Source organism: Actinomadura madurae (assembly GCF_900115095.1).
In the GTDB taxonomy this organism is placed as follows: Bacteria; Actinomycetota; Actinomycetes; order Streptosporangiales; family Streptosporangiaceae; genus Spirillospora; species Spirillospora madurae.
This window is the reverse complement of record NZ_FOVH01000019.1, coordinates 131,055-151,387: the sequence shown is the minus strand read 5'-3', so window position 1 is coordinate 151,387 and position 20,333 is coordinate 131,055. Positions and strand designations below refer to the sequence as shown.

The 20,333-nt window shown below is 73.7% G+C and carries 18 protein-coding genes; 7 read left to right on the top strand and 11 right to left on the bottom strand.

Annotated features, from left to right (window positions below):
* Nucleotides 1–14: 14 nt before the first annotated feature.
* Both BM339_RS38780 and BM339_RS38775 read left to right on the top strand, forming a co-directional pair.
* The gene (locus BM339_RS38780) at nucleotides 15–1,115 is read left to right on the top strand and encodes a phospholipase D-like domain-containing protein (protein ID WP_024934251.1); all 1,101 of its coding nucleotides are present in this window, start codon (nucleotides 15–17) and stop codon (nucleotides 1,113–1,115) included.
* Nucleotides 1,116–1,117: 2 nt separating this feature from the next.
* A complete protein-coding gene (locus BM339_RS38775) occupies nucleotides 1,118–1,909 on the top strand; it encodes a class I SAM-dependent methyltransferase (protein WP_143118769.1) in 792 nt (263 codons plus the stop codon).
* Here BM339_RS38775 and BM339_RS38770 read toward each other — a convergent pair.
* On the bottom strand, nucleotides 1,906–2,811 hold the full coding sequence (locus BM339_RS38770; protein WP_075024107.1) for a hypothetical protein: 906 nt from the start codon (nucleotides 2,809–2,811) through the stop codon (nucleotides 1,906–1,908). The genes BM339_RS38775 and BM339_RS38770 overlap by 4 nt on opposite strands.
* A gap of 226 nt (nucleotides 2,812–3,037) precedes the next feature.
* Here BM339_RS38770 and BM339_RS38765 point away from each other — a divergent pair, with 226 nt between their 5' ends.
* Nucleotides 3,038–3,466, top strand: coding sequence for a DUF7144 family membrane protein (locus BM339_RS38765; RefSeq protein ID WP_021591313.1), 429 nt, complete (start codon nucleotides 3,038–3,040; stop codon nucleotides 3,464–3,466).
* Nucleotides 3,467–3,472: 6 nt separating this feature from the next.
* On the opposite strand, the gene BM339_RS38760 is transcribed toward BM339_RS38765, so the two are convergent.
* The gene (locus tag BM339_RS38760; protein WP_075024144.1) at nucleotides 3,473–5,512 is read right to left on the bottom strand and encodes a glycoside hydrolase family 97 protein; all 2,040 of its coding nucleotides are present in this window, start codon (nucleotides 5,510–5,512) and stop codon (nucleotides 3,473–3,475) included.
* A gap of 89 nt (nucleotides 5,513–5,601) precedes the next feature.
* Between BM339_RS38760 and BM339_RS38755 the strand changes: the two genes are divergently transcribed.
* Nucleotides 5,602–7,014, top strand: a complete 1,413-nt coding sequence (locus tag BM339_RS38755) for an MFS transporter (RefSeq protein WP_024934250.1) — start codon at nucleotides 5,602–5,604, stop codon at nucleotides 7,012–7,014.
* A gap of 62 nt (nucleotides 7,015–7,076) precedes the next feature.
* Nucleotides 7,077–8,501, top strand: coding sequence for an arylsulfotransferase family protein (locus BM339_RS38750; RefSeq protein ID WP_075024106.1), 1,425 nt, complete (start codon nucleotides 7,077–7,079; stop codon nucleotides 8,499–8,501).
* A 1-nt stretch (nucleotide 8,502) separates the two neighbouring features.
* Here the strand turns inward: BM339_RS38750 and BM339_RS38745 are convergent, their stop codons facing one another.
* The 5 genes from BM339_RS38745 to BM339_RS38725 form a co-directional block, all read right to left on the bottom strand.
* Nucleotides 8,503–8,907 (bottom strand): RNA-binding S4 domain-containing protein, encoded by a 405-nt coding sequence (locus tag BM339_RS38745; RefSeq protein ID WP_021591317.1) that lies wholly within the window; start codon nucleotides 8,905–8,907, stop codon nucleotides 8,503–8,505.
* Between the two features lie 12 nt (nucleotides 8,908–8,919).
* On the bottom strand, nucleotides 8,920–9,888 hold the full coding sequence (locus BM339_RS38740) for a 1-acyl-sn-glycerol-3-phosphate acyltransferase (RefSeq protein ID WP_075024105.1): 969 nt from the start codon (nucleotides 9,886–9,888) through the stop codon (nucleotides 8,920–8,922).
* Nucleotide 9,889: 1 nt separating this feature from the next.
* Nucleotides 9,890–10,726, bottom strand: coding sequence for a patatin-like phospholipase family protein (locus BM339_RS38735; protein WP_021591319.1), 837 nt, complete (start codon nucleotides 10,724–10,726; stop codon nucleotides 9,890–9,892).
* Nucleotides 10,727–10,840: 114 nt separating this feature from the next.
* Nucleotides 10,841–12,772, bottom strand: a complete 1,932-nt coding sequence (locus BM339_RS38730) for a glycoside hydrolase family 3 protein (protein WP_021591320.1) — start codon at nucleotides 12,770–12,772, stop codon at nucleotides 10,841–10,843.
* Nucleotides 12,773–13,183: 411 nt separating this feature from the next.
* On the bottom strand, nucleotides 13,184–14,311 hold the full coding sequence (locus tag BM339_RS38725; RefSeq protein ID WP_143118768.1) for a DUF2382 domain-containing protein: 1,128 nt from the start codon (nucleotides 14,309–14,311) through the stop codon (nucleotides 13,184–13,186).
* Between the two features lie 352 nt (nucleotides 14,312–14,663).
* Here BM339_RS38725 and BM339_RS38720 point away from each other — a divergent pair, with 352 nt between their 5' ends.
* Complete coding sequence (locus BM339_RS38720; protein WP_021600235.1) at nucleotides 14,664–15,659, top strand: matrixin family metalloprotease; 996 nt, start codon at nucleotides 14,664–14,666, stop codon at nucleotides 15,657–15,659.
* Nucleotides 15,660–15,702: 43 nt separating this feature from the next.
* Here BM339_RS38720 and BM339_RS38715 read toward each other — a convergent pair whose 3' ends face one another.
* The 3 genes from BM339_RS38715 to BM339_RS49190 form a co-directional block, all read right to left on the bottom strand.
* Nucleotides 15,703–16,275, bottom strand: coding sequence for a class E sortase (locus tag BM339_RS38715; RefSeq protein WP_075024104.1), 573 nt, complete (start codon nucleotides 16,273–16,275; stop codon nucleotides 15,703–15,705).
* Between the two features lie 99 nt (nucleotides 16,276–16,374).
* A complete protein-coding gene (locus BM339_RS38710; protein WP_075024103.1) occupies nucleotides 16,375–17,286 on the bottom strand; it encodes a chaplin family protein in 912 nt (303 codons plus the stop codon).
* A 194-nt stretch (nucleotides 17,287–17,480) separates the two neighbouring features.
* Complete coding sequence (locus tag BM339_RS49190) at nucleotides 17,481–18,380, bottom strand: hypothetical protein (RefSeq protein ID WP_075024102.1); 900 nt, start codon at nucleotides 18,378–18,380, stop codon at nucleotides 17,481–17,483.
* 359 nt (nucleotides 18,381–18,739) lie between these two features.
* Here BM339_RS49190 and BM339_RS38700 point away from each other — a divergent pair, with 359 nt between their 5' ends.
* Nucleotides 18,740–18,991 (top strand): hypothetical protein, encoded by a 252-nt coding sequence (locus tag BM339_RS38700; protein WP_075024101.1) that lies wholly within the window; start codon nucleotides 18,740–18,742, stop codon nucleotides 18,989–18,991.
* 77 nt (nucleotides 18,992–19,068) lie between these two features.
* Here BM339_RS38700 and BM339_RS38695 read toward each other — a convergent pair whose 3' ends face one another.
* Nucleotides 19,069–20,319, bottom strand: a complete 1,251-nt coding sequence (locus tag BM339_RS38695; protein WP_024934245.1) for an FAD-dependent oxidoreductase — start codon at nucleotides 20,317–20,319, stop codon at nucleotides 19,069–19,071.
* Nucleotides 20,320–20,333: the final 14 nt, after the last annotated feature.

Sequence of the window (20,333 nt, the reverse complement as noted above, 5' to 3'; positions counted from 1 at the left end):
ATTTGGGGGCGGTTATGCCGATTCAGGTTGGCGGCATCGAATTCCATGCGGGGCCCGCGGTGCTCGGCGGGCCCGACGACCTGGACGCCGTCATCCGGGACTTCGTCGCGGGCGCCCGCCGCACGCTGCGCGTGGCGGTGCAGGAGCTGGACTCCCGCTCGATCGCCGAGGCCCTCCTGGCGGCGCGGGCGTCCGGGGTGCGCGTCCAGATCATCCTGGAGGGTGACTACCTGCGGGAGGAGCGTCCGGCCGCGGACCCCTGGGCGGCGGCCGGGGCCAACGAGGAGAACCGGCTCATCCACGCCGCGCTGCTGCGCGCGGGCGTGGACCTCGTCACCGACCTCAACCCGGCGATCTTCCACCAGAAGTTCATCGTCCGGGACGCCGGCGAGCCGACGGCGGCGGTGCTGACCGGCTCGGCGAACTTCACCCTCACCGACACCGGCACGAACCCGCCCGGCGGGCGCGGGAAGGCGGGCAACAACCTCAACCACGTCCTGGTCCTGCGGGGGCGGCGCGCCGCCGATCTGTACCTCGCCGAGTTCCTCCGGATGCGCTCGGGGACGTTCGGAGCCCTGCACGAACGCGTGGAGCCGACGCCGGCGGAGTTCCGGCTCGGCCGGGTCCGGGTCAAGCCGCTGTTCGCGCCCCGGCACGGACCCGAGATGGAGATCATGAAGCAGATGCTCAAGGCCGCCGCGAGCGTCGACTTCGCGATGTTCACCTTCGCCCGGTCCTCGGGCATCGACGACACGATGATCCGCCTCGCGCCGTCGCTCTCCCGCCTCCGCGGCGTCCTCGACAACGGTCAGGGCGCCCAGGCGTGGGCCGCCACCGACCCGCTGAGGGCCGCCGGGGTGGAGCTGTTCGCCAACAAGCCGGGCACGGGCGTGCGGAAGGTGCACCACAAGCTGATGGTCATCGACGAGCGGCTGGTGATCGCCGGCAGCTTCAACTACACCGCCCCGGCCACCACGCTGAACGACGAGAACATCATCGTCATCGGCGACCTGGAGGAGACGCGCGAGGACGCCGAGGCCGCCCAGCGCGAGATCGCGTCGTACGCGCTCCAGGAGATCTCCCGCATCATCACCGACCTCTCCCGTCCGGTCTGACCATGGGAGGTCACGTGTGGTCCGCCGGCGAGGCCTACGAGAGGTACATCGGCCGATGGAGCCGCCGGATCGCGGAGGCGTTCGTGCCCTGGCTGGGCGTCCCGCCGGGCCGGCGATGGCTGGACGTCGGCTGCGGCACCGGCGTGCTGACGGCCACCGTGCTGGCGATGGCCGATCCGCTCCAGGTCGTCGGCGTGGACCCCTCCGAAGGCTTCCTGCACCGCGCGCGGGAGCGCGTGGACGATGAGCGGGCGGTCTTCCACCTCGGTGACGCGCGGGCGCTGCCGGTGGCCGATCGGAGCGTCGACGCCGTGGTCAGCGGGCTGGCGCTCAACTTCGTCCCCGACCCGGAGCGCGCTGTCGCCGAGTTCGCCCGGGTCGCGAGCCCGGGCGGTGTGGTCGCGGCGTACGTGTGGGACTACGCCGGCGGCATGGCGATGCTGCGCCACTTCTGGGACGCCGCCGCGGACCTGGACCCCGAGGCGGCCGGCCTGGACGAGGGCCGCCGCTTCCCGATGTGCCTCCCCGAGCCGCTGGCCCGCCTCTGGGCGGACGCCGGGCTGACCAGGGTCACCGTCCAGGCGATCGAGGTGCCGACCGCGTTCCCCGACTTCGACCACTACTGGGAGCCGTTCCTGGGCGGCCAGGGCCCGGCCCCCGGATACGTCGCGTCCCTGAGCGAGGAGCGGCGGCGCACGCTGCGCGAGCACCTGCGGGAACGCCTCCCCCTCGCCCCGGACGGTTCCCTCACCCTCCCCGCGACGGCATGGGCGATCAAGGGCACGGCCCTCTAGGACCCCAGGTAGTCACGGGTGTACTCGAGCATGTCGTGTACTTGCTCGGCGACCCGGCGGGGGCAGAGCTCGCCGCGCTCGTCCGGCACCCCGGGGCGGGGCGGGGCGGCGAGCTTGACGCGCCGATGGCCTTCGCCGTGCGGGCAGGACGTCTCGCGCGGTGCGCGGTCGACGGTCGCCAGCGCCTCCCGGTAGAGCCCGACGATGCCGGGTGCCGTGGAGCTCCAGTAGCAGTGCTTGGCGAGCAGGCATACCGCGATCGCCAGGCGGGGCCGTTCGGCCTCGGGAGCACCGGCGAGCAGCCGCCGTGCCGACCAGATCGCCGCGTTCTGCGCCTGCAGGTCGACCTGGCTGTACCGCTGCCGTTCCAGGTCGCCGATCAGGGGGTCGAACGCGGTGCGGCCGTCGGCGGTGAGGTAACGGGCGTCGAGGTGCTCGGTCTCGGGAGCGGCGAACCGTTCGCTGAGGGTCGACCGCAGCGTGGAGGCCGTGTCGGTGGCCAGGGGCGCGAGGTGACCCGGGCATGCGGCGGCCTCGACGGTCTCCCGGTCGTCCGAGCCGCCGATCATCTCGATCAGGGCGGCCATCCCCTCCGGGTCGGAGGCGTCGGCGGGATCGGGATGCTCGTGCCCGCCCGCGCAGCCCGCGGCGGTGAGCGCCGCCTCGGCGCGCTCGGCCGCCTCGGCCAGCGCCGTGACCAGTCCGCGGTCGTTGATCTTCCAGTGCACGAACCAGCGGCTCGCCCACAGCGCCGCCAGCATGGCGCGGCCGTGCGGGCCCGCCGGGTCGGCGCTCACCTCATCGCCGATCCGCCCGAGCAGCTCGGACGGGTCGGCGTAGGGGTAGCCGTGCACCATGGAGGCGATCTCGCCTGCCAGGCCCGGGTAGTCGGCGGTGTCCATCAGGGGGCTCCGGTTCGTCGCGACGGTGATTCGATCTTGAGACGGACCGGACGGGCATCGGGTTTCGCCCGGCGGCCCGGCGCCGGGCGGCGGGGCCCAAACGGTGGGCACGGTTGGCTCAAGGGGGCGCCAAATGGGACGCGGTCACGGTTTGTACATAGTGCGACAAAGGGGATCTTTCGGCATAGGCGAGCGACGTGATCCGGGCCCGACGAGGGGAGGTCTCATGACGACCAGGATGGCGCACGGCACGGGCACGGCCGGGACCCACAGGGAGGTCCGGACGTCCGGGTGGCTGACGTTCGCCGGCACGCTGGCGTTCGTGGTGGGCGCGTTCAATGTCATCGACGGCCTGGTGGCCCTGTTCAACGACGACTACTACCTCGTCGGCGACAACCGGATCCTGGTGTTCGACTACACCGCGTGGGGCTGGTTCTGGCTGTTCCTGGGGATCATCCAGATGGCCGTCGGCGCCGCGATCCTGTCCGGGAAGATGTGGGCCCGCGCCACGGGGGTCTTCTTCGCCGTCCTCGCCGCCATCGGGCACCTGGCGTTCCTGCAGGCGTTCCCGCTCTGGTCGGTGCTGACGATCGCGCTGTGCGTCCTGCTGATCTACGCGCTCACCGCGCCCCCGGCCGGGGCGAAGGGCGCCTGACCCGGGTCAGCCGCCCGGCGATCGGAGGTCGGCCGGTGTCGCGGGACGGAACCGGACCGCCTGGCCGCCGCTGCGCGCCAGGACGGCGGTGAAGGTGCCGTCGCGGGTGACGAGAGAGCGGGTGACGTCCAGCTTCTCCGGTGCGGTCGCGTAGTCGGTCCCGCGCGCGTCGGTGTAGGCCTCGGCGACCCAGGTGCCCTTGCCGAGGAACGAGAGCGGGTAGCGCAGGGTCCGCGCGCGGTCGCCGGTCATCGCGCCGACGTACCAGTCGGCGCCCGAGCGGCGCGCGGTGACGAGGTGGTCGCCGACCTCGGCCGACAGCACCTTCGTCTCGTCCCAGGTGGCCGGCACGTCCTCGATGAACGCGAGGCCAGGCGACCTGGCGTAGTGCTCGGGGAGGTCGGCGGCCATCTGGGCGCCGGAAGAGTAGGTCACGTAGTAGGCGAGCTGCTTGGCGAGCGTGGTGTGGACGCGGCGGCCCGCCTTCCGCGGATCCCAGCGGACGTCCACGATCCCGGGCGTGTAGTCCATCGGGCCGGAGAGCATGCGGGTGAACGGCAGGATCAGCGTGTGCTCCGGGGAGTTGCCCCCGCTGAAGGCGTCCCATTCCTGGCCGCGGACGGCCTCGCGGGCGAGCGCGTTGGGATAGGTGCGGGTCTCCCCCGTCCCGTGGACGCACTCGTGGCAGATGACGTTGATGCGGTGCCGCGCGGCCGTCTCCAGGACGAGGCGGAAGTGGTTCACCATGCGCTGGTCGTAGTGGTGGTGGCCGGGGATCTTCCCGACGTAGCCGGTCTTGAGGTAGTGGATCCCCAGCCGCTCGTAGAGCGCGAACGCCGCGTCGAGCTGCCTCTCGTAGTTGTCGACGCCGGAGCCCGTCTCGTTGTGGGCGATGAACTCGACGCCCTTGCTCTTGCCGTAGGCGACGACCCCGGGGAGGTCGAAGTCCGGTGTGGCGGCGGTGAAGTCCTGGTCGGCCCAGGAGCCCTCCCAGCCGCGGTTCCAGCCCTCGGCGAGCAGGCCGCCGATGCCGTGCGCGGCGGCGAAGTCGATGTACTGCCTGGCGCGGGCGGTGGTCGCGCCGTGCCACCGGCCGGTCTTCCATGTCGCCTTGCGGTGCTGGATCAGCCACCAGATGCCGACGTACTTGGTCGGCCTGATCCATGAGGTGTCGGCGCCGCAGATCGCGCAGGGCGGGTTGAGGTTCTCCAGGAGGTGGGACTCGATGAGCCCGCCGGCGTCGGGGGTGACGGTCAGCGCCCGCCACGGGGTGGCGCGGCCCGTCCGGGTGACGACCGCGGCCGTCCTGCCCGGGGTCGGCACGAGCGCGGCGCGCAGCCGTCCCGACTCCGGGACGACGGTCATCGCGGCGTAGTCGTTCAGGTCCGCCTCGTGGATCGACAGGTACGGCCCGGCCCCGTACCGGAACGTCACCGGCGTGTTGCCGGGCCCCATCGCGCTGTAGGCGGACGACCGCCAGGTCTTCTCGTCGGAGTCGAAGTCGCGCGGCGTCCACCAGGCCGCCGGGTCGCCGGCGAGGGCGAACTCGGTGGCCTCGTCCACGATCTCCAGGGACCGCAGCCCGGCCTGCGCGGGCACCTCGTAGCGGAAGGCCACCCCGTCGTCGTAGGCGCGGGCGATGACGTTGAAGACCCTGCCGTCCGCCTGCCGGAGCCGGACGGTCAGCTCGCGGTAGCGGTCGCGGACGGCGGCGTCGCCGCCCCACAGCGGCCGCCACGTGCGGTCGCCGGACGTCCTGCGGATGCTCGTGATCCGGACGTTCCCGCCCAGCGTGGAACCGTCGGTGAGCCGCAGGCCGAGGGCCGACGGCCGGACGAGCACGGCGCCGGCCCGCTCGACGGAGTAGCGCAGGAGCCCGCCGTCGGCGGACACCGTCAGGGACAGCGCGCCGTCCGGTGACGTCACGGCGGGCTCCATGGGGACCGGCGTGCCCGCGGCGGTCGCCGTCGCCCCGGAGAGCAGCGCGAGGGACACGACCGCCGCGGCGGCTCGCAGCGCGCGGCGCGCGGATCCCGGTATCACCATGGTGATCCACATGCTGCCCGCTTTGACCATGTTTCGGCGACCCCCGGCGACCTGCACATACCCGGCCCGTGTACGGGCAGTAGTCGGTCGTGACGCCGGCGTGGACCCCGCGGCCGTGGAGGCGGGCGCACACCGCTCCCGGAGGCGGGCACGGCGGGGGACGCCGCGCCCGTGTCATCGTGCTGCTGGCCTGCGTGCTCGCGCTGAACGCGGCCGACACGGGGGTGATCGGCGCGATCGTCCAGGAGCTGCGGCACTCGCTGCACATCGGCAACACGCAGGTCGGGGTCCTGACCGCCGCCCCCGCGGCGATCGGCGCGGTCGCGACGGTGCCGGTCGGGCAGCTGACGGACCGGGTGCCGCGGATCCCGCTGCTGGCGGGCAGCGTGCTGCTGTGGAGCCTCGCGATGGTCGTCGGCGGGCTCGCCGAGTCCTACGGGTGGCTGCTGGCGTCCAGGGTGGCGCTCGGGGCGGTCACCGCGACGGCCGGGCCGACCGTCGCGTCGCTGATCGGGGACCTGTTCCCGCCCGAGGAGCGGGCCGCGACGTACGGCCGGATCCTGGCCGGTGAACTGGTCGGGGTCGGGTTCGGGCTGCTCGCGGGCGGGAACATCGCGGCGTTCGCCAGCTGGCGGGTCGCGTTCTGGTTCGTCGCCGTGCTGGGCCTCGTCCTCGCGGTGCTGCTGTGGCGGATGCTGCCCGAGCCGCGGCGGGGCGCGCAGCAGACCGCCGGCCGGGGCGAGGAGCTCGCCCAGCGGCAGGTGCACGAGGCGGGGGTGGAGCCGAACCCGGAGGCCGTCCTCGACGCCGACCCCGCCGCGATGAGCCTGCCGGACGCCGCGCGGCACGTCCTGCGGATCCGCACCAACGTGATCATCATCGTGGCGTCCGCGATCGGCTACTTCTTCTTCGCCGGGCTGCGCACGTTCGCGATGGTCTTCGTGCAGGAGCGGTACGGGGTCGGCCGGGGCGAGCTGTCGGCGTTCGTCCCGGTCATCGGGCTGGCGGCGCTGGCGGGCGTGCTCGCGGGCGGGCGGCTCGCGGACCGGCTCGTCCGGCGCGGCGTGCTCGCCGCCCGCGTCAACGTGCCGGGGGTGGCGTTCGCGGCGTCGGCGCTGCTGTTCCTGCCCGGCCTGCTCACCACCGAGGCGCTGGTCGCGCTGCCGCTGTTCACGCTCGCCGCCGCCGCGCTCGCCGCCGCGAACCCGCCGCTGGACGCGATCCGGCTGGACGTCGTCCACTACCGGCTGTGGGGCCGCGCGGAGGCCATCCGGACGATCGTGCGGATGGCCGCGGAGGCCGCGGCGCCGGTGCTGTTCGGGTGGCTGTCGGGCCTGCTCGACTCGGGCCGCGGCTCGGCGGACGGCCTCGACCAGGTGTTCCTCCTGGCGCTGGTGCCACTGCTGGTCAACGGGCTGCTGCTGCTCAGGGCGCGGCACACCTACCCCCGGGACGTGGCGTCGGCCCTGGAGTCCGAGCGCCGCTTCGCCGACGGGCAGTGATCTCCGGCGGCTCTCAGCGGACGCTCATGGAGTTTTGAGACTCGTCGGATAGACCGGCACGCATGAGCTTCACTCGCCGCCGTTTCCTGCTGTCGGGCCTGGTCGGAGGGGCTGCGCTCGTCAGCGGCGCCGCGGCCCGCCGCCCACCGGACACCCCGGGGACGCGGGACGCCTTCGGTGGAGGGGACTACCTCACCCTGCCGGGCGTCCGGCCGCCGAGCCTGCGCGCGCGGCGCCTCGGCCGGACGGCGGAGGGCCTGCTGTTCCTCGCGCCCTTCCGGGGAACGGGCACCGCCGACGCGCTGATCGTCGACGACACCGGCGAGCCGGTGTGGATCCACCGGTCGGACCGGCTCATCACCGACGTCCGGGTGCAGAGCCACGGCGGCCGGCCGGTGCTGACCTACTGGGAGGGCGACCGGAAGGAGGGCGGGCACGGGGAGGGCGTCGGCGTCGTCCTCGGCCAGGACTACCGGCGCGTCGCCGAGGTGCACGCCGGCGACGGCGTCCGCGGCGACCTGCACGAGTTCACGCTCACCGACCGGGGGACGGCGCTGGTCATCGCGTACCCGGAGGTCACCGCCGACCTGCGGCCGATCGGCGGCCCGGGCAGGGGACGCGTCCTCGACGGCCGGGTCCAGGAGATCGACGTCGCCACCGGCCGGATCCTGCTCGACTGGAGCGCCCTCGACCACCTCGACATCACCGAGACCCGCACCGCCCTGCCCGAGAAGGGCGGCGACGCGTTCGACCCGATCCACATCAACTCGGTCCAGGACGACGGGGACGCCCTGCTGGTGTCCGCCCGCAACACCTGCGCCCTCTACCGCATCGACCGCCGGACCGGCGCCGTCCGGTGGCGGCTCGGCGGCCGGCGCGGCGACTTCGCGTTCGGGAAGGGCGCCGCGTTCGCGTGGCAGCACGACGCCCGCCGCCGCCCGGACGGGACGATCACGCTGTTCGACAACCACATCGGCGCCGTGGGCGACGGCCCGTCGCGGGGCCTCGTGCTGGCCGTGGACGAGACCGCCCGCCGCGCGACCCTGGTGCGCGAGTACGCCGACGGGACGACGTACGGGCAGTACATGGGGAACGTCCAGGTCCTGCCCGACGGGAACGCGGTCGTCGGCTGGGGCTCCACCCCGAAGCTGACCGAGTTCGCCGCCGACGGGACGCCCGTCCTGGAGATCACGGGCCTGGGCGACGGCTCCTACCGCTCGTACCGCTCCCCCTGGACGGGACGGCCCGAGGCGCGGCCGGCCGTGGTGGCGCGGCCGCTCGACGCCGGGCGGATGCGGGTGCACGCGAGCTGGAACGGTGCGACGGAGGTGGCGGCGTGGCGCTTCCTCACCGGCGCGACCCGGCTCACCCAGGCCGCGATCGTGAGACGGGCCGGTTTCGAGACCGCCGTCACGCTCCCCCGGGCCGAGAACGCGGCGGCCGAGGCGCTGGCCGCCGACGGCACGGTCCTCGCCCGCTCGCTGTGACCTAGTCGTCGGCCGGTGGGCTGTTCAGGGTGCGGTAGCGGTCGAGGATGCGCTCCAGCTCGCGGCGGTCGCGCTTGGTCGGGCGGCCCGCGCCGCGCTCGCGGCGGCCGACCGGGATGAGCGCCTCGCGCGGCGGCGGGGGCGGGCTCTTGTCGATCAGGCATTCCTGCGCGGCGGGGGCGCCGACCCGCTTGCGGACGATCTTCTGCACGACCACGATCCGCTCCCGCCCGTCATGGCGGAGCCGCACCGTGTCGCCGGGCTTGACCGCGGTGGACGGCTTGGCGCGCTCGTCGTTCACGCGCACGTGGCCCGCCCGGCAGGCGGTCGTCGCCATCGACCGGGTCTTCAGCAGGCGCACGGACCAGATCCACAGATCGACCCGCACGGACCCCTCGTCGCCCATCCGTCCATGATGTCACTTCGGCGCGGGTTCCTGCTGCGAGCCGATCCAGGCGTCGGCGCGCTCCCACTGGTCGTACAGCCAGCCGACCCGCGCGTCCCGGTCGCCGGGCACGTCCCGGGCCGGGACGCGCCACCAGCGGGCGCGCACGACGCCGGTCAGCGGGACGCGCCGCCAGATCTCGCCGGCCGTGGTCATGCGGTCGAGCCCGCAGTGCGCGACGAACACGACGTCGGCGGACGGGGCGGCGTCGAGCGCGGCCAGCACGCCGCCGGGCCGCGGCGGCATCAGGTTGGGCATCGCGGCGGCGCGGGCGGCCTCGTCCCGGCGCCGGAGGCGGACCAGCCGGCGGATCGCGCGGCGGCGGCGCTCGGGGGTGAAGTTGCCGCCCTCCGGGAAGATCAGCAGCGCGTCGCGGGGGCCGAGGCCGCTCGCGAGGCGGCCGATGTCCTCGACGGCGCCGCCGCCGGGCGTGACGAACACGTTCGGCATCCGGCCCGCGGCGATGTCGATGCACGGGTCCAACTGGAGCTGCGCCTTCATCACCACGCGGGGCCGCCGGCGGTAGTCCGACAGCAGGTGGTGGACGAGGAGCAGCGCGTCCCCCGGCCCGGCGTGCCGGCTGAGGACGATCAGCGGGCGGTCGCCGTCCGGCCCGTCCCAGGAGCCGTCGATCTGGACGCGCAGGCCGAGCTGGCGCTGCGCCATGGAGTACAGGCCCGCGATGTAGCGGCGGATGACGTCGTAGTGCCGCTCGTCGCGGGCACGGCCGCGGAGCCACAGCCATCCGCATTCCACGACGGCGGCGGACTCCCGCGTCCCCCACGCCAGCGCGAACCACAGCAGCCGGCGCGCCCGCCGGCGCTCGCGCCCGATCAGAGACGTCACCAGGTAGGCCGCCGGGAACAGCACGACGACCAGCGCGGTCAGCAGGAACAGCAGCGGCGTGAACACGAGGCGGCGGACGACACGGGGTGGCACCATCTCACGATCGCTCCTTCAGGTACTCCAACGATGCCTGATAGGCGCGTTCGATGTGGGCCTGGATCCCGGAGCCGTTCCGGTAGCGCATCTGGGCGAGGTCGACGCCGGCCCGCCGCGACCGGTTCCCCGCGGGCAGGACGTGCACGGTCAGGCCGTCGGGGAGGGCGGCCATCTCCTCGAAGAACCGGTGCCGGCGCGCGATCTCGAACGCGACCAGGCCGACCTCCCACGGCCGGCGCGGCGGTGCGAGGTCCCGCTCGATCCGCCCGACGTGCAGGACGTAGATGGTGGTGGCGCCGAGCATTACGGCCCGGCCGACCGGGATGCTGTGCACGAGCCCGCCGTCGAAGTAGTGCCGGTCCCCGACCCGGACCGGCGGCAGCAGCCCCGGCGCGGCGCACGAGGCGAGCACCGCGGGGACCAGCGGGCCGCGGGTGAACCAGTGCGCCATCGCGGTCTCGATCCCGGCGGCGACGCACTGGTACGGCACGTCCAGCTCCTCGAACGACGACACGGGGAGCAGCTCGTCCAGCATCCGGCGCAGCGGCTCGCTGGAGTGCAGGTGGGTGCCGGACCGGGCGAGCGTCCACAGCCGGGCCAGGACGCGGGAGCCGAACACCTCGCGGACGGACTCGTCCGACCACAGGCTGGTGAGCCGCTCGACGGCGGTGCCGGGTCCGGCCGCGACGAACACGCCGTTCAGCGCCCCGATCGACGTCCCGACGACCAGGTCGGGCCGGACGCCGGTCTCCTCCAGCGCCCGCAGCATGCCGACCTCGTGCGCGCCGAGCACCCCGCCGCCGCCGAGGACGAACGCCACCCGCGGCTCCCGTTCCACCCGGGCCTCCCTTCACGCGCGCGCTGGAGGCAACCTCACCCGTGGAAACCGGGATAAACGGGCCGGCCGCCCGCACGCGGCGGGCGGCCGGCCCTCGGAATCAGTGGTGCCCGATCAGTGGTGTCCGCCGCGGGTCCGCAGGCCGTAGCCGTAGGGGAACAGCGGCTTGTAGTTCCGGTCGCCGACGTTGATCGGCTCCTGGTCCTCACTGCGCGGCCACGTCACCGGCAGCTTCCCGGTGAAGGGGCGCCTGCCGAACAGGACGTCCGCGACGCCCGCGCCCTCGCTGCCGGGCAGCCAGGACATGACGAACGCGTCCGTCTTCGCCAGCTGGTCGGTGACGATCTGCGGGCGTCCCGCGACGTCCAGGACGACGCAGGTCCTGATCGCGGAGCAGACCCTGTCGATGTTGGCCTTGTCGGCGTCGGACAGGTTCAGCGTGTGGCCGTTGCCGACGTCGCCGACGCCCTCGGCGTACGGCTTCTCGCCGACGACCACGACGCCGACGTCGTTGCCGGCCGTCGGCGCCGACGCGTCCTCGCTGTAGGTGACGCGCGACGAGTTCTGCTTGATGCCGTCGAGGATCGTCGTGCCGGGGATGATGTCGCCGGACGAGCCCTGCCACGTCACCGTCCAGCCGCCCGCCTGGTTGCCGATGTCGTCGGCGTTGGTGCCCGCGACGTAGATCCGCGCGTTCCTCTTCAGCGGGAGGGCCCGCTTGGAGTTCTTGAGCAGGACCTGCGACTTCGCGACCGCCTCGCGGGCGACCGCGCGGTGCGCCGCCGACCCGATCGTCTTGGCGTTGGTGCGGTCGGTGTACGGGTTCTCGAAGAGGCCGAGCTCGAACTTCGCCTTCAGGATGCGGCTGACGGCGTCATCGATGCGCGACATCTTCACGCGCCCGGCCTTCACCTCCGCGAGCAGCGTCTGCACGAACTGCGGGGCGCTGTACGGCTCCATGAACATGTCCATGCCGGCGTTCACGGACGTCCTGACCTGCGTCGGGTAGTCCCCGGGGATCTGGTGGATGGCCTCCCAGTCGCTGATGAGGAAGCCGTCGAACCCGATCTTCCGCTTGAGGACGTCGGTGAGCAGCTCCTTGTGCGCGCTCATCTTCAGCGGGTTGCCGACGCCGTCCTCCTTCCAGTCGACGCTGGAGAACGACGGCATGATGCTGCCGACCCCGTACTTCTTGACCGCGACGGCGTACGGCGCCAGGTTGATCTTCGCGAACGTCCCGCGGTCGGTGACGGTGACGCCCTGGTCGATCGTGTACGTCCCGCTGGTGGACGACCCGAACACCGTGTCCCCGTCGCCCGCGTAGTGCTTGGCCGTCGCCAGCACGTGCCGGTTGGTGGCGAGGTCGCGCTTGTGGCGTCCCTGGAAGCCCTCGATGCCGGTCTCCATCTGGACGACCAGCCGCGGGTCCTCGCCGTAGCTCTCGTAGGCGCGTCCCCACCGCAGGTCGCGGGTGACGCAGACGCACGGCGCGAACACCCACTGGGGCCCGGTCGCCTTGGTCTCGACGGCCGTGATCTGCTCCTCCTTGCGGACGAGCCCGGGATCGCGCGTCGCGCCCATCGCGATGTTGTGCGGGAAGACGGTGGCGCCGACGAGGTTGTTGTGACCGTGCACGGAGTCGATCCCGTAGAGCAGCGGGATCTTCAGGCGGGTCGCGAGCGCCTTGGACTGGTAGGCGTCGACCATGTCGGCCCAGCCCGCGGGGCTGTTGTCGGCGGGCACCGAGCCGCCGCCCGAGAGCACCGAGCCGAGCGCCAACTCGGTGATCTGGTCGCGGTCGCCGTCGATGGCGCCGCGCTCGGCCTGCGTCATCTGGCCGACCTTCTCTTCCAGCGTCATGCGCCCGAGCAGGTCGCTCACCCGCTTGGCGACGGGCAGCCGGGGGTTCAGGTACGCGGCCTGCCGGGGGGCCTCGGCCAGGGCCGGCTGCACCGCGATGGCCGAGGGGAGGGCGGCGATGGTCGCGAAGGCGACCAGTGTCCGCCCGATCCGGGTGGCGATGACACGTCTGTGGGGGTGTCGCAAGTCGTCCCTCCTGGGTCGTCCGAGGACGCCCACGCGGCCCGGCGGGCCGCGTGCGTGACGGGGCGCCGGGGTCATGGCTCGCCCGGACGGCCATGACCCCGGCGCCGCCGGCGTCGTCACCCAGGAACCTCCCCCGCCTCCCGGCTACCTGTCAACAAACCTGCCTATTACAGACCGGACCGTGGCCGGGAACTGTGGAAGAGGGCTTGACGACCACTAAATTCACACGTTGAATCATGGGCCAAACAAAGCCGGTCGGACGGGTGGGCCATGATCGGCCCACCCGTCCGGCCGCCGTGCGGGCACGCGGCGGCCCGTCCGCCCCCACGGATCCGCTGGCCAGACCCGGCCACCCGCGCCCCACCCCCGGGCGGGCACGGAGCGGGCCCGGCAGCCGGTGCGGCCCCGCGGTCAGGTGGCCGGACGGTCGCGGTCGCGCCCGCGCTCGCCGCCGGCGCGCGTGCCGTCGTCGCGGGTGACCTCGATGCGCTCCTTGCGGAGCTCGCCGCGGATCGTCTGCTCGTCCTGCACCTGCTCGGTGCGCAGCCGGACGCGCTCGACCGGCACCGTCTCCTTCGCGATGACCGGGCGCTCCTCGTAGAGGATGATCTCCTGGTCCTCCTCGGCGATGGTCACCTTCGGGTCCGGCCGGCCGGCGGTGATCGGCTCGCGGTCGACCTTGAGCTCCTCGTGCGAGACCGGGATCGTCCGCTCGACCGTCTCCGTCTCGACCCACTTGTGCACCCGGACGCGGCCGGCCTCGTGCCGCTCGGTGCCGATCCGCATCTGCTCCTCGAACCGGGTGATCTCGGTCATCGGGGCCTCGGCGCCCTCGCGCGGCGACTGCGCCGGCATCGCCCGGCCGCCCGGCTGCTGGCCCGTGGTCGACTGGCCCGTGGTCGACTGGCCCGTGGTCGACTGGCCCGTGCTCGACTGGCCCGTGCTCGACTGGCCCGCGGGCTGCTCGGTCGTCCCGCGCCGGCCCTTCTCGGGGTGCACCGCCATCCCGGCGGCGCCCGCCATGCCGGCCGTCCCGGCGGCACCCGCCGGACCGCCCGCGCCCCCGGTCTCGGAAGTGCCCCCGGCCTCGGAAGTACCGGTCTCGGAAGTACCGGCCGTGCCGGCGGCTCCGGCCGCCTTGCCCTCACCGCTCTCGCCACCGGCCATGCGACGGTCACCGGACGCCTCGGACGTGCCCGTCTCGCCACCGGAGCGCCGGCCACCCGGAGGACGGACGCCGTAGTGCCGGTACAGGTCGACGATCTGGGCATGCGACAGGTGTTCGTCGGCGTCGACGTTCGGAGCGCCCTTGATGGTCTCCTTGTCGTACGGAACCTGGAGGGCGTCCTTGCTCTTGCGCGCGCCGGACAGGGGGACGAAGCTCTCGCGCATCCCGAACCACCCGGTGTGGACGGTCACCCACTCCGGCGAGCCGGAGTCGTCGTTGAGGTAGACCTGCTTGATCGTGCCGACCTTCGTCCCGTTCGTGTCGGTCACGCTCATGCCCATCAGTTCCCGCACCTGCGTCTGCGTCTCCACGTTGAGCACCTCCGCTTCCGTGAACGCTCCCGGACGGCGGGGGGCCGGGGGGAGGTGGTGCCCGCCACTCGGTCGCGGTTGTTCTGTTGATCCCGAGTTGCCGGATTACCTCCTGCTTTTCCCTGCACGCCAGCTATAAACGCGTTTACAGGATTATAGGCAACGATTTACCGAATACTTACGCCCACCCCCGAACGATCCCTGTCGACAATTCTCGACAAACAGCCACGACTTCCCCCATTCACGAATGGCATCCCACCCGAGATGGTGATCATTTTAGTCGGCGTCGGTTTTCCTTTCCCCCGCCCGCGCAAAGACTGCGAGGGTAAGTTCCGAACATTGGAGAACTGGAATGCGCGACTTCTCAACGGCGGCCCGGCGGGCGGGCGCCGTGACCGCCGCGGTGACCGCGGCACTCGCCTGCACGGCGCCCAGCGCGACGGCCACCGCCGCCGCGGCCCCGCGACCACCGGCCTGGTGCAAGGCCGTCGGGGCGCTCGCCGTCCGGACGCTGCCGCACACGATCAGGATCGACGACTGCGACCTGCGCGGCCGGACCGTGCGCGGCAACGGGCTGGCGGCGGTCGTGCCGACCGACGGGACCTCGCTGGTGGCGCAGCAGCTGCACACCAACGGCGGCTCCGAGCTGCACATCCGGGTGGACCGGCGGACCGGCAAGATCACCATCCGCACCCGGAGCGGGCGGGTGCCGCAGGGCAGGCCGCGCATGGCCCGCGCGGCGGTGGCCGCGTGCCAGGACGGCACGTACCGTCCCGAGCCCGCCAGGTGGCCGCGGGGCCACACCGTCCAGTGGCACTACCACGCGGGGGGTTCCGGGCTGCCGCTGGCGCCCATCGCCAAGGGCGTCTCGAACATGGTCAACGCCCGCACCGACTGCGTGAGCGGGGGCCGGTTCACGCCGCAGCCGAACGTGCACGAGAACTACGCCGGGCAGAGCAACCGGCCGCCGAACCTGACCGGCGGGGCGGCCTGCGGCGCCCGCGACCGGGCCAACACGTTCGGCTGGCTGGCCATGCCGGGCGCGGGCCGCAACGTGCTCGCCGCGACCTGCATGTGGTTCAGCGGCACGCGGATGGTCGAGACGGACATGGCGCTGCAGACGCAGGACAGGCAGTGGTGGACGGGCGGGACGTGCCGGCCGGGCTCCTACTCCGTCGAGGCGGTCGCGACGCACGAGACGGGCCACGTCCTCGGCCTCGACCACGTCAGCGGGTCCCAGCACTCCGACCTCACGATGGCGCCGTCCATCGGGGCCTGCGACGACGGGGCCGCGACGCTCGGCAAGGGCGACCACGCCGGGCTGATCTCGCTCTACGGCGGGCGCTGACCGGCGGCGGGCCGGAGGCGGCGCGCGGCGCTCGCGCCGCGACTCAGCGCCTCGACGCGATCTTGCCGACGACGACGAGGCGGCGCCGGTCCGATCCCTTCGGCGTGCAGGTGATCAGCGTGACGTACCGGCCGTCCGGGGCGCTGCCGCGGTGGAACGGCACCGGCTCCAGAGCGCGCCGGTCCCGGGGCTTGATGACGCGCTTGAGCCGGACCCGGTACACGTAGGTCCGCCGGCCCACGCGCAGGACGATCCGGTCGCCGCGCCGCATCCGGTCCAGCTCGCCGAAGGGGTGCCGCCAGGTCGTCCGGTGGCCGAGCAGGACGGTGTTGCCCGCGCGCCCGGGGAGCGCGGTCCCCGGGTAGTGGCCGACGCCGCGCCGCAGCACCGCCCGGCCGACGCCCTGCCTGACCAGGGTCTTCAGGCCCATCCGCCGGATCTGGAGGCGCGCGATCACCGTGCCCGTCCGCGGCCGGGCCGCGGTGGCCGCGACCGCGGCCGTGCCGCGCGCGGGGGCGGCCTGCGCGGGCGGGACGGAGACGGCGGGCAGCGCGCAGAACGCGGCGACGGCGACCGCGCAGAGGGACTTCCGGCCGAGCATGGTTCTCTCCTCCATCTGGGGTTCCGCGGGCATGGGGAAGGGGGCGGCACGTCTGCCGCCCCCTTCCGCCGTCGTCCGGCCGCGGGTCGTCACCCTGGTCCGGACCATGTCAGGTCAGGAGAGCGGCGACCCGAGCGCGACGGGCACGCTGCCCTTGGCCAGGCGCGGGGCGATCCGCCCCGGCTCGACGCCGACGCCGGACGTCTTGACGGGCCGCTTGATCGTGTCGAGGACACCCCGCACGCCGGGCACGGCGTCCGCGGTGCGGTGGCCGGCGTCGGGACGCGCGACGCGGGAGCCGTCGGCGCGCATCGTCGAGGGCAGCTTGGTGTGCTCGGCCGCCGGGCGGTGCTTGGACGGCTTGTAGGGCTTCGGCTTCTTCGGCGTCCGGTAGGTGGGCGGCGCGGACTTGTGCCCGTTGTCGACGGTCGCCCCGCCCTTGCACTGCGCCTCCGCCGCGCCGAGCGCGCCGACGGCGTTGCCGCAGGCGTTGACCGGGACGCTGATCGGGATGTAGGCCTGGTTGCCGTTCAGGATCCCGAAGTTGCCGGCGCTCTTCATCTTCACCTTGCGGCCGCCGGAGTTCTTGACGGTCGCGCCGCCCTTGCACTGGGCCTGCGCCGCGCCGAGCGCGCCGACGGCGTTGCCGCACACGTCGACCGGGACGCTGATCGGCGCGAACACCTGGTTGCCGTTGCCGATCCCGAAGTTGCCGGCGCTCTCCATCTTCACGTTGCGGCCGCCGGGGTTCTTGACGGTCGCGCCGCCCTTGCACTGGGCCCGGCTGATCCCGGCGATCGCGATGGCGTTGCCGCACACGTCGACGGGGATGCTGATCGGCGCGAACACCTGGTTGCCGTTCAGGACGCCGAAGTTGTGCGAGGTCTCCATGCGGACCTTGCCGTCGTGGCCGCCGCCGTGCAGGGTGGCGGCGCCGGCGGGCCCGGAGCCGAAGGCGGCTCCGACGACGAGGGCTCCCGCGGCCACCAGGGCCGCGCGGCTCGTGCTCTTCGCCCACTTGCGCATGAGTTTCTCCTGTCGTTGCTTCGATCTCGGTGGTGAACGCTGCGCGGCACCGTCCGGGTGGGCGCAGCCCGGCAGCGGCCGGTGGTCGGCCGTTGCCTCAGAGGAAGGTCTGGTGAAAGGGGGCGGGCGGCGTGCTTCGCGCACGCGGCCGCGCCGCGGCCGGCCGGCGGTGGCCGGACGGCTGTGGGAGACCCCTAGTCGGGGACGACGGACGGGCCGCCGGGCGCGGCCACGTCGGACAGCGCCGTGCGGTGGAACGTCCCCGCGCCCGCGGCGGAAGGCGCCGCGGGGTACTGCCGGGTCAGCAGGTCGGCGAACGGCACGAACGGGTGCCCGCCGCCGGAGCCGGCGCTGCGCGGGCCGTCCTGTCCGGACGGCAGGGCGGGGTCCCGCACCGGGGCGCGGTCGCCGCCGCGGCAGGCCGCGCAGTGGCCGCCGTCGCCGTCCGGCGCGGCGCCCGCGAACGTCTCGGGCGCGCTGGTGTGACCGGCGCGCGCGGTGGCGGGCCCGCCCTTGTCGGAGGCGTGGCCGGCGTCGGCGTCCTCCCCCGGCCGCGCACCGGCGTCCGCCGGCGCGGCGTGCTCGGGGGCGGCGTGCTCGGGGCCGGTCATCTGCTGGACGAGTTCGCCGATGACGGGGCGGTCGGGCCGGACCTCGGGCGCGGGCAGCCGCGGGACGCCCGCGGCGGCGGTCAGCTCCTCGATCCGCTGGACGGCCCGGTCCTTGTCGTCGAGCACGTCCCGCTTGCGCGACCCGAGGTATTCCACGGGGTCGTCGCCGGCCTCCCGGAGGTCGCCGGAGAGGGACTCCGCCGGGTCCGCCGCGTCCCGGCCGTGGCCGGGCGAGAGGTGCCGGAACGTGGACAGGTCGTCCGGCTCCATGGCGCCCTCGCCGAAGACGGCGTCATGGACGGCCTGCTGCGGCCGGGGCGCCGGCTCGTCGGCGAACGCCGTCTCGGTGAGCGCGGAGAGCGCGATCCAGCCGGCGAACGCGAAACCCGCGACGGCGGCGACACGGGCGAGAACGGGGACGATGGCATACCGGCACCGATCCTGCGGGCGAATTGCCCCGCGCTGGATCGGTAGGGACCGCATTGCCAGTTCTCCTTGTCGCCGCCGTCGGTGTTCGCATCCGGTTTCTGGTTCCGGTCGGCAAGAAGGTAGCACCGCGGCGGCGGTGATCACGGAACGATTTCGAATTCTCCCTGCGTGTCCTCGAATCGTTTACCGGCGCATTAATTCCACTTTTACCGTGGACGGGTTTCCAGCGCCCGGCATTCCTTTTTACGAGAATTCTCCGTTTCGCCGGACGTCGGGGGCTTCGTCGCCCTCCCGGGGACCGTGGCGCATCGGCCGGGCCGTCCGATGACCGGAGGAAGCATGGCGGACGGTATCGAGTGCGCTACATTCGGTGAACGGACGGCCGCGGCGGCCGTCCGAGCGAGGAGCTTCCGATGCCCGACCCCTCGTCCGCGATCGCGCGGCTGCTGCCCGCGCGCCATCACCGCCCCCGTCGCCAGACCCACCGCTTCGTGACCCGCAACGAGGCCCAACTGCTCGTTCTGTCCCGCGTCTCCGCCGGTCAGAGCACCTTCTCCAAGCGCGGATGGTCCTCGGCGTGGACGCTGTACTCACGCTGGGAGTGGACCAGGGCCACCGCCCGGGACGAGCGCGCCCGCCGCCGGGCCCGGCCGCCCTGGGCCTGACCCGCCCCGGCCGGCACCGCACCGCCGCGGTGCGCCGCCGGCCGGGGGACAAACCTTGACCGCCGGGTGACGATGTCCTACCGCCGGGGTACGTCCGCCTCCGGGACGCTCTCCGCCCGCACGGGCGGCATGCTCGGGCGCGGCCCGCGCCGGGAGATGTGGTGCGCGATCCGCCCGGCCGCGAACCCGGCGCCGTGCACGAACCGCATCACCGGCCCGAACGTGAGCGCGGCGGCGAGCCCGGCGAAGTAGAGGCCCGGCACCGACGCCTCGAAGTCGCGGGACAGGACCGGCGCGCCCGCCCGGGTCCTGATGCGGGCGCGCAGCTCGGGCGCGAGCAGCGGGAGCCGCTCCACGTCCGGGACGAACCCGGTCGCGGCGATCACGTGCTCGGCCTCGGTGACGAGGCGCCGCCCGTTCCGGTCGACGGTGGTGAGGGCGACGCCGTCGTCCAGCTCGACGGCCTTCGACAGGTGCCGGCCGGTCGAGACGCGGATCCGGTCGTCGAGCCGGTCGCGCAGCCACCACGCTCCCGCCGGCGGGAGCGTCTCCCGGACGATCTTCCGCCGGGTCCGCTCCGGCAGGTACCGGACGATCCCCGGCCGCTCGGCCCACAGCCACGTCCGGTACCCGGTGCCGAGCCCGGACCGCGGTCCCTCCAGCAGCACGGAGCGCCGGGACCGGCGCTCCTCCGGGACGGTGTTCCAGTCGAGCTCGCGCCTGCGGGCCAGCAGGTGCGGGTGCGCGCCCGCGTCGGCGAGCAGCACCGCCGTCTCCAGCGCGGACTGCCCGGCGCCGACGACCGCGACGTCCTTGCCCGCGAACAGGCCGAGGTCGCTGTGGGCGCTGCTGTGCGAGACGAGCCAGGACGGCATGCCCTCCAGCTCGTCCGGGATGTGCGCGAACGGCCCGACGCCCACGGCGACCACGACGGTCCGGGCGGCGATCCGCTCGCCCGTGGACAGCGCGACGGCGAACCCGCCGCGGCCGCCGCGCCCGACGCTCACGACCTCGGCGTCCTCGGTGCCGGAGACGGCCTCGGCGGCGAACCAGCGCCCGTACTCGACGAAGGTCTCCAGGGGGATCGGGTGCCCGACCCGCCAGCCGCGGTGGCGGTCGATGAAGCGCAGGCCCTCCTGCGGCGCCCCCAGGCTGGACGCGAAGGGCTCGGACTTCAGGTACATGCCCTCCGGCATGTTGGCGTCCCAGAAGCGCATCGGCTCGCCGATGACGCGGACGTCCAGTCCGAGGTACCGCAGGTGGGCGGCGGTCGACAGGCCGTAGGGCCCGGCGCCGGCGATGACGACGTCGCATGCCGAGTCGCTCATGTTCCATTCCCCCG

Bases quoted from the DNA above. Each gene is read 5' to 3' on its own strand.
- BM339_RS38780 (WP_024934251.1), top strand. From the start codon at position 15: ATGCCGATTCAGGTTGGCGGCATCGAATTCCATGCGGGGCCCGCGGTG.
- BM339_RS38775 (WP_143118769.1), top strand. From the start codon at position 1,118: ATGGGAGGTCACGTGTGGTCCGCCGGCGAGGCCTACGAGAGGTACATC.
- BM339_RS38770 (WP_075024107.1), bottom strand. From the start codon at position 2,811: ATGGACACCGCCGACTACCCGGGCCTGGCAGGCGAGATCGCCTCCATG.
- BM339_RS38765 (WP_021591313.1), top strand. From the start codon at position 3,038: ATGACGACCAGGATGGCGCACGGCACGGGCACGGCCGGGACCCACAGG.
- BM339_RS38760 (WP_075024144.1), bottom strand. From the start codon at position 5,512: ATGGTGATACCGGGATCCGCGCGCCGCGCGCTGCGAGCCGCCGCGGCG.
- BM339_RS38750 (WP_075024106.1), top strand. From the start codon at position 7,077: ATGAGCTTCACTCGCCGCCGTTTCCTGCTGTCGGGCCTGGTCGGAGGG.
- BM339_RS38745 (WP_021591317.1), bottom strand. From the start codon at position 8,907: ATGGGCGACGAGGGGTCCGTGCGGGTCGATCTGTGGATCTGGTCCGTG.
- BM339_RS38740 (WP_075024105.1), bottom strand. From the start codon at position 9,888: ATGGTGCCACCCCGTGTCGTCCGCCGCCTCGTGTTCACGCCGCTGCTG.
- BM339_RS38720 (WP_021600235.1), top strand. From the start codon at position 14,664: ATGCGCGACTTCTCAACGGCGGCCCGGCGGGCGGGCGCCGTGACCGCC.
- BM339_RS38715 (WP_075024104.1), bottom strand. From the start codon at position 16,275: ATGGAGGAGAGAACCATGCTCGGCCGGAAGTCCCTCTGCGCGGTCGCC.
- BM339_RS38710 (WP_075024103.1), bottom strand. From the start codon at position 17,286: ATGCGCAAGTGGGCGAAGAGCACGAGCCGCGCGGCCCTGGTGGCCGCG.
- BM339_RS49190 (WP_075024102.1), bottom strand. From the start codon at position 18,380: ATGCGGTCCCTACCGATCCAGCGCGGGGCAATTCGCCCGCAGGATCGG.
- BM339_RS38700 (WP_075024101.1), top strand. From the start codon at position 18,740: ATGCCCGACCCCTCGTCCGCGATCGCGCGGCTGCTGCCCGCGCGCCAT.
- BM339_RS38695 (WP_024934245.1), bottom strand. From the start codon at position 20,319: ATGAGCGACTCGGCATGCGACGTCGTCATCGCCGGCGCCGGGCCCTAC.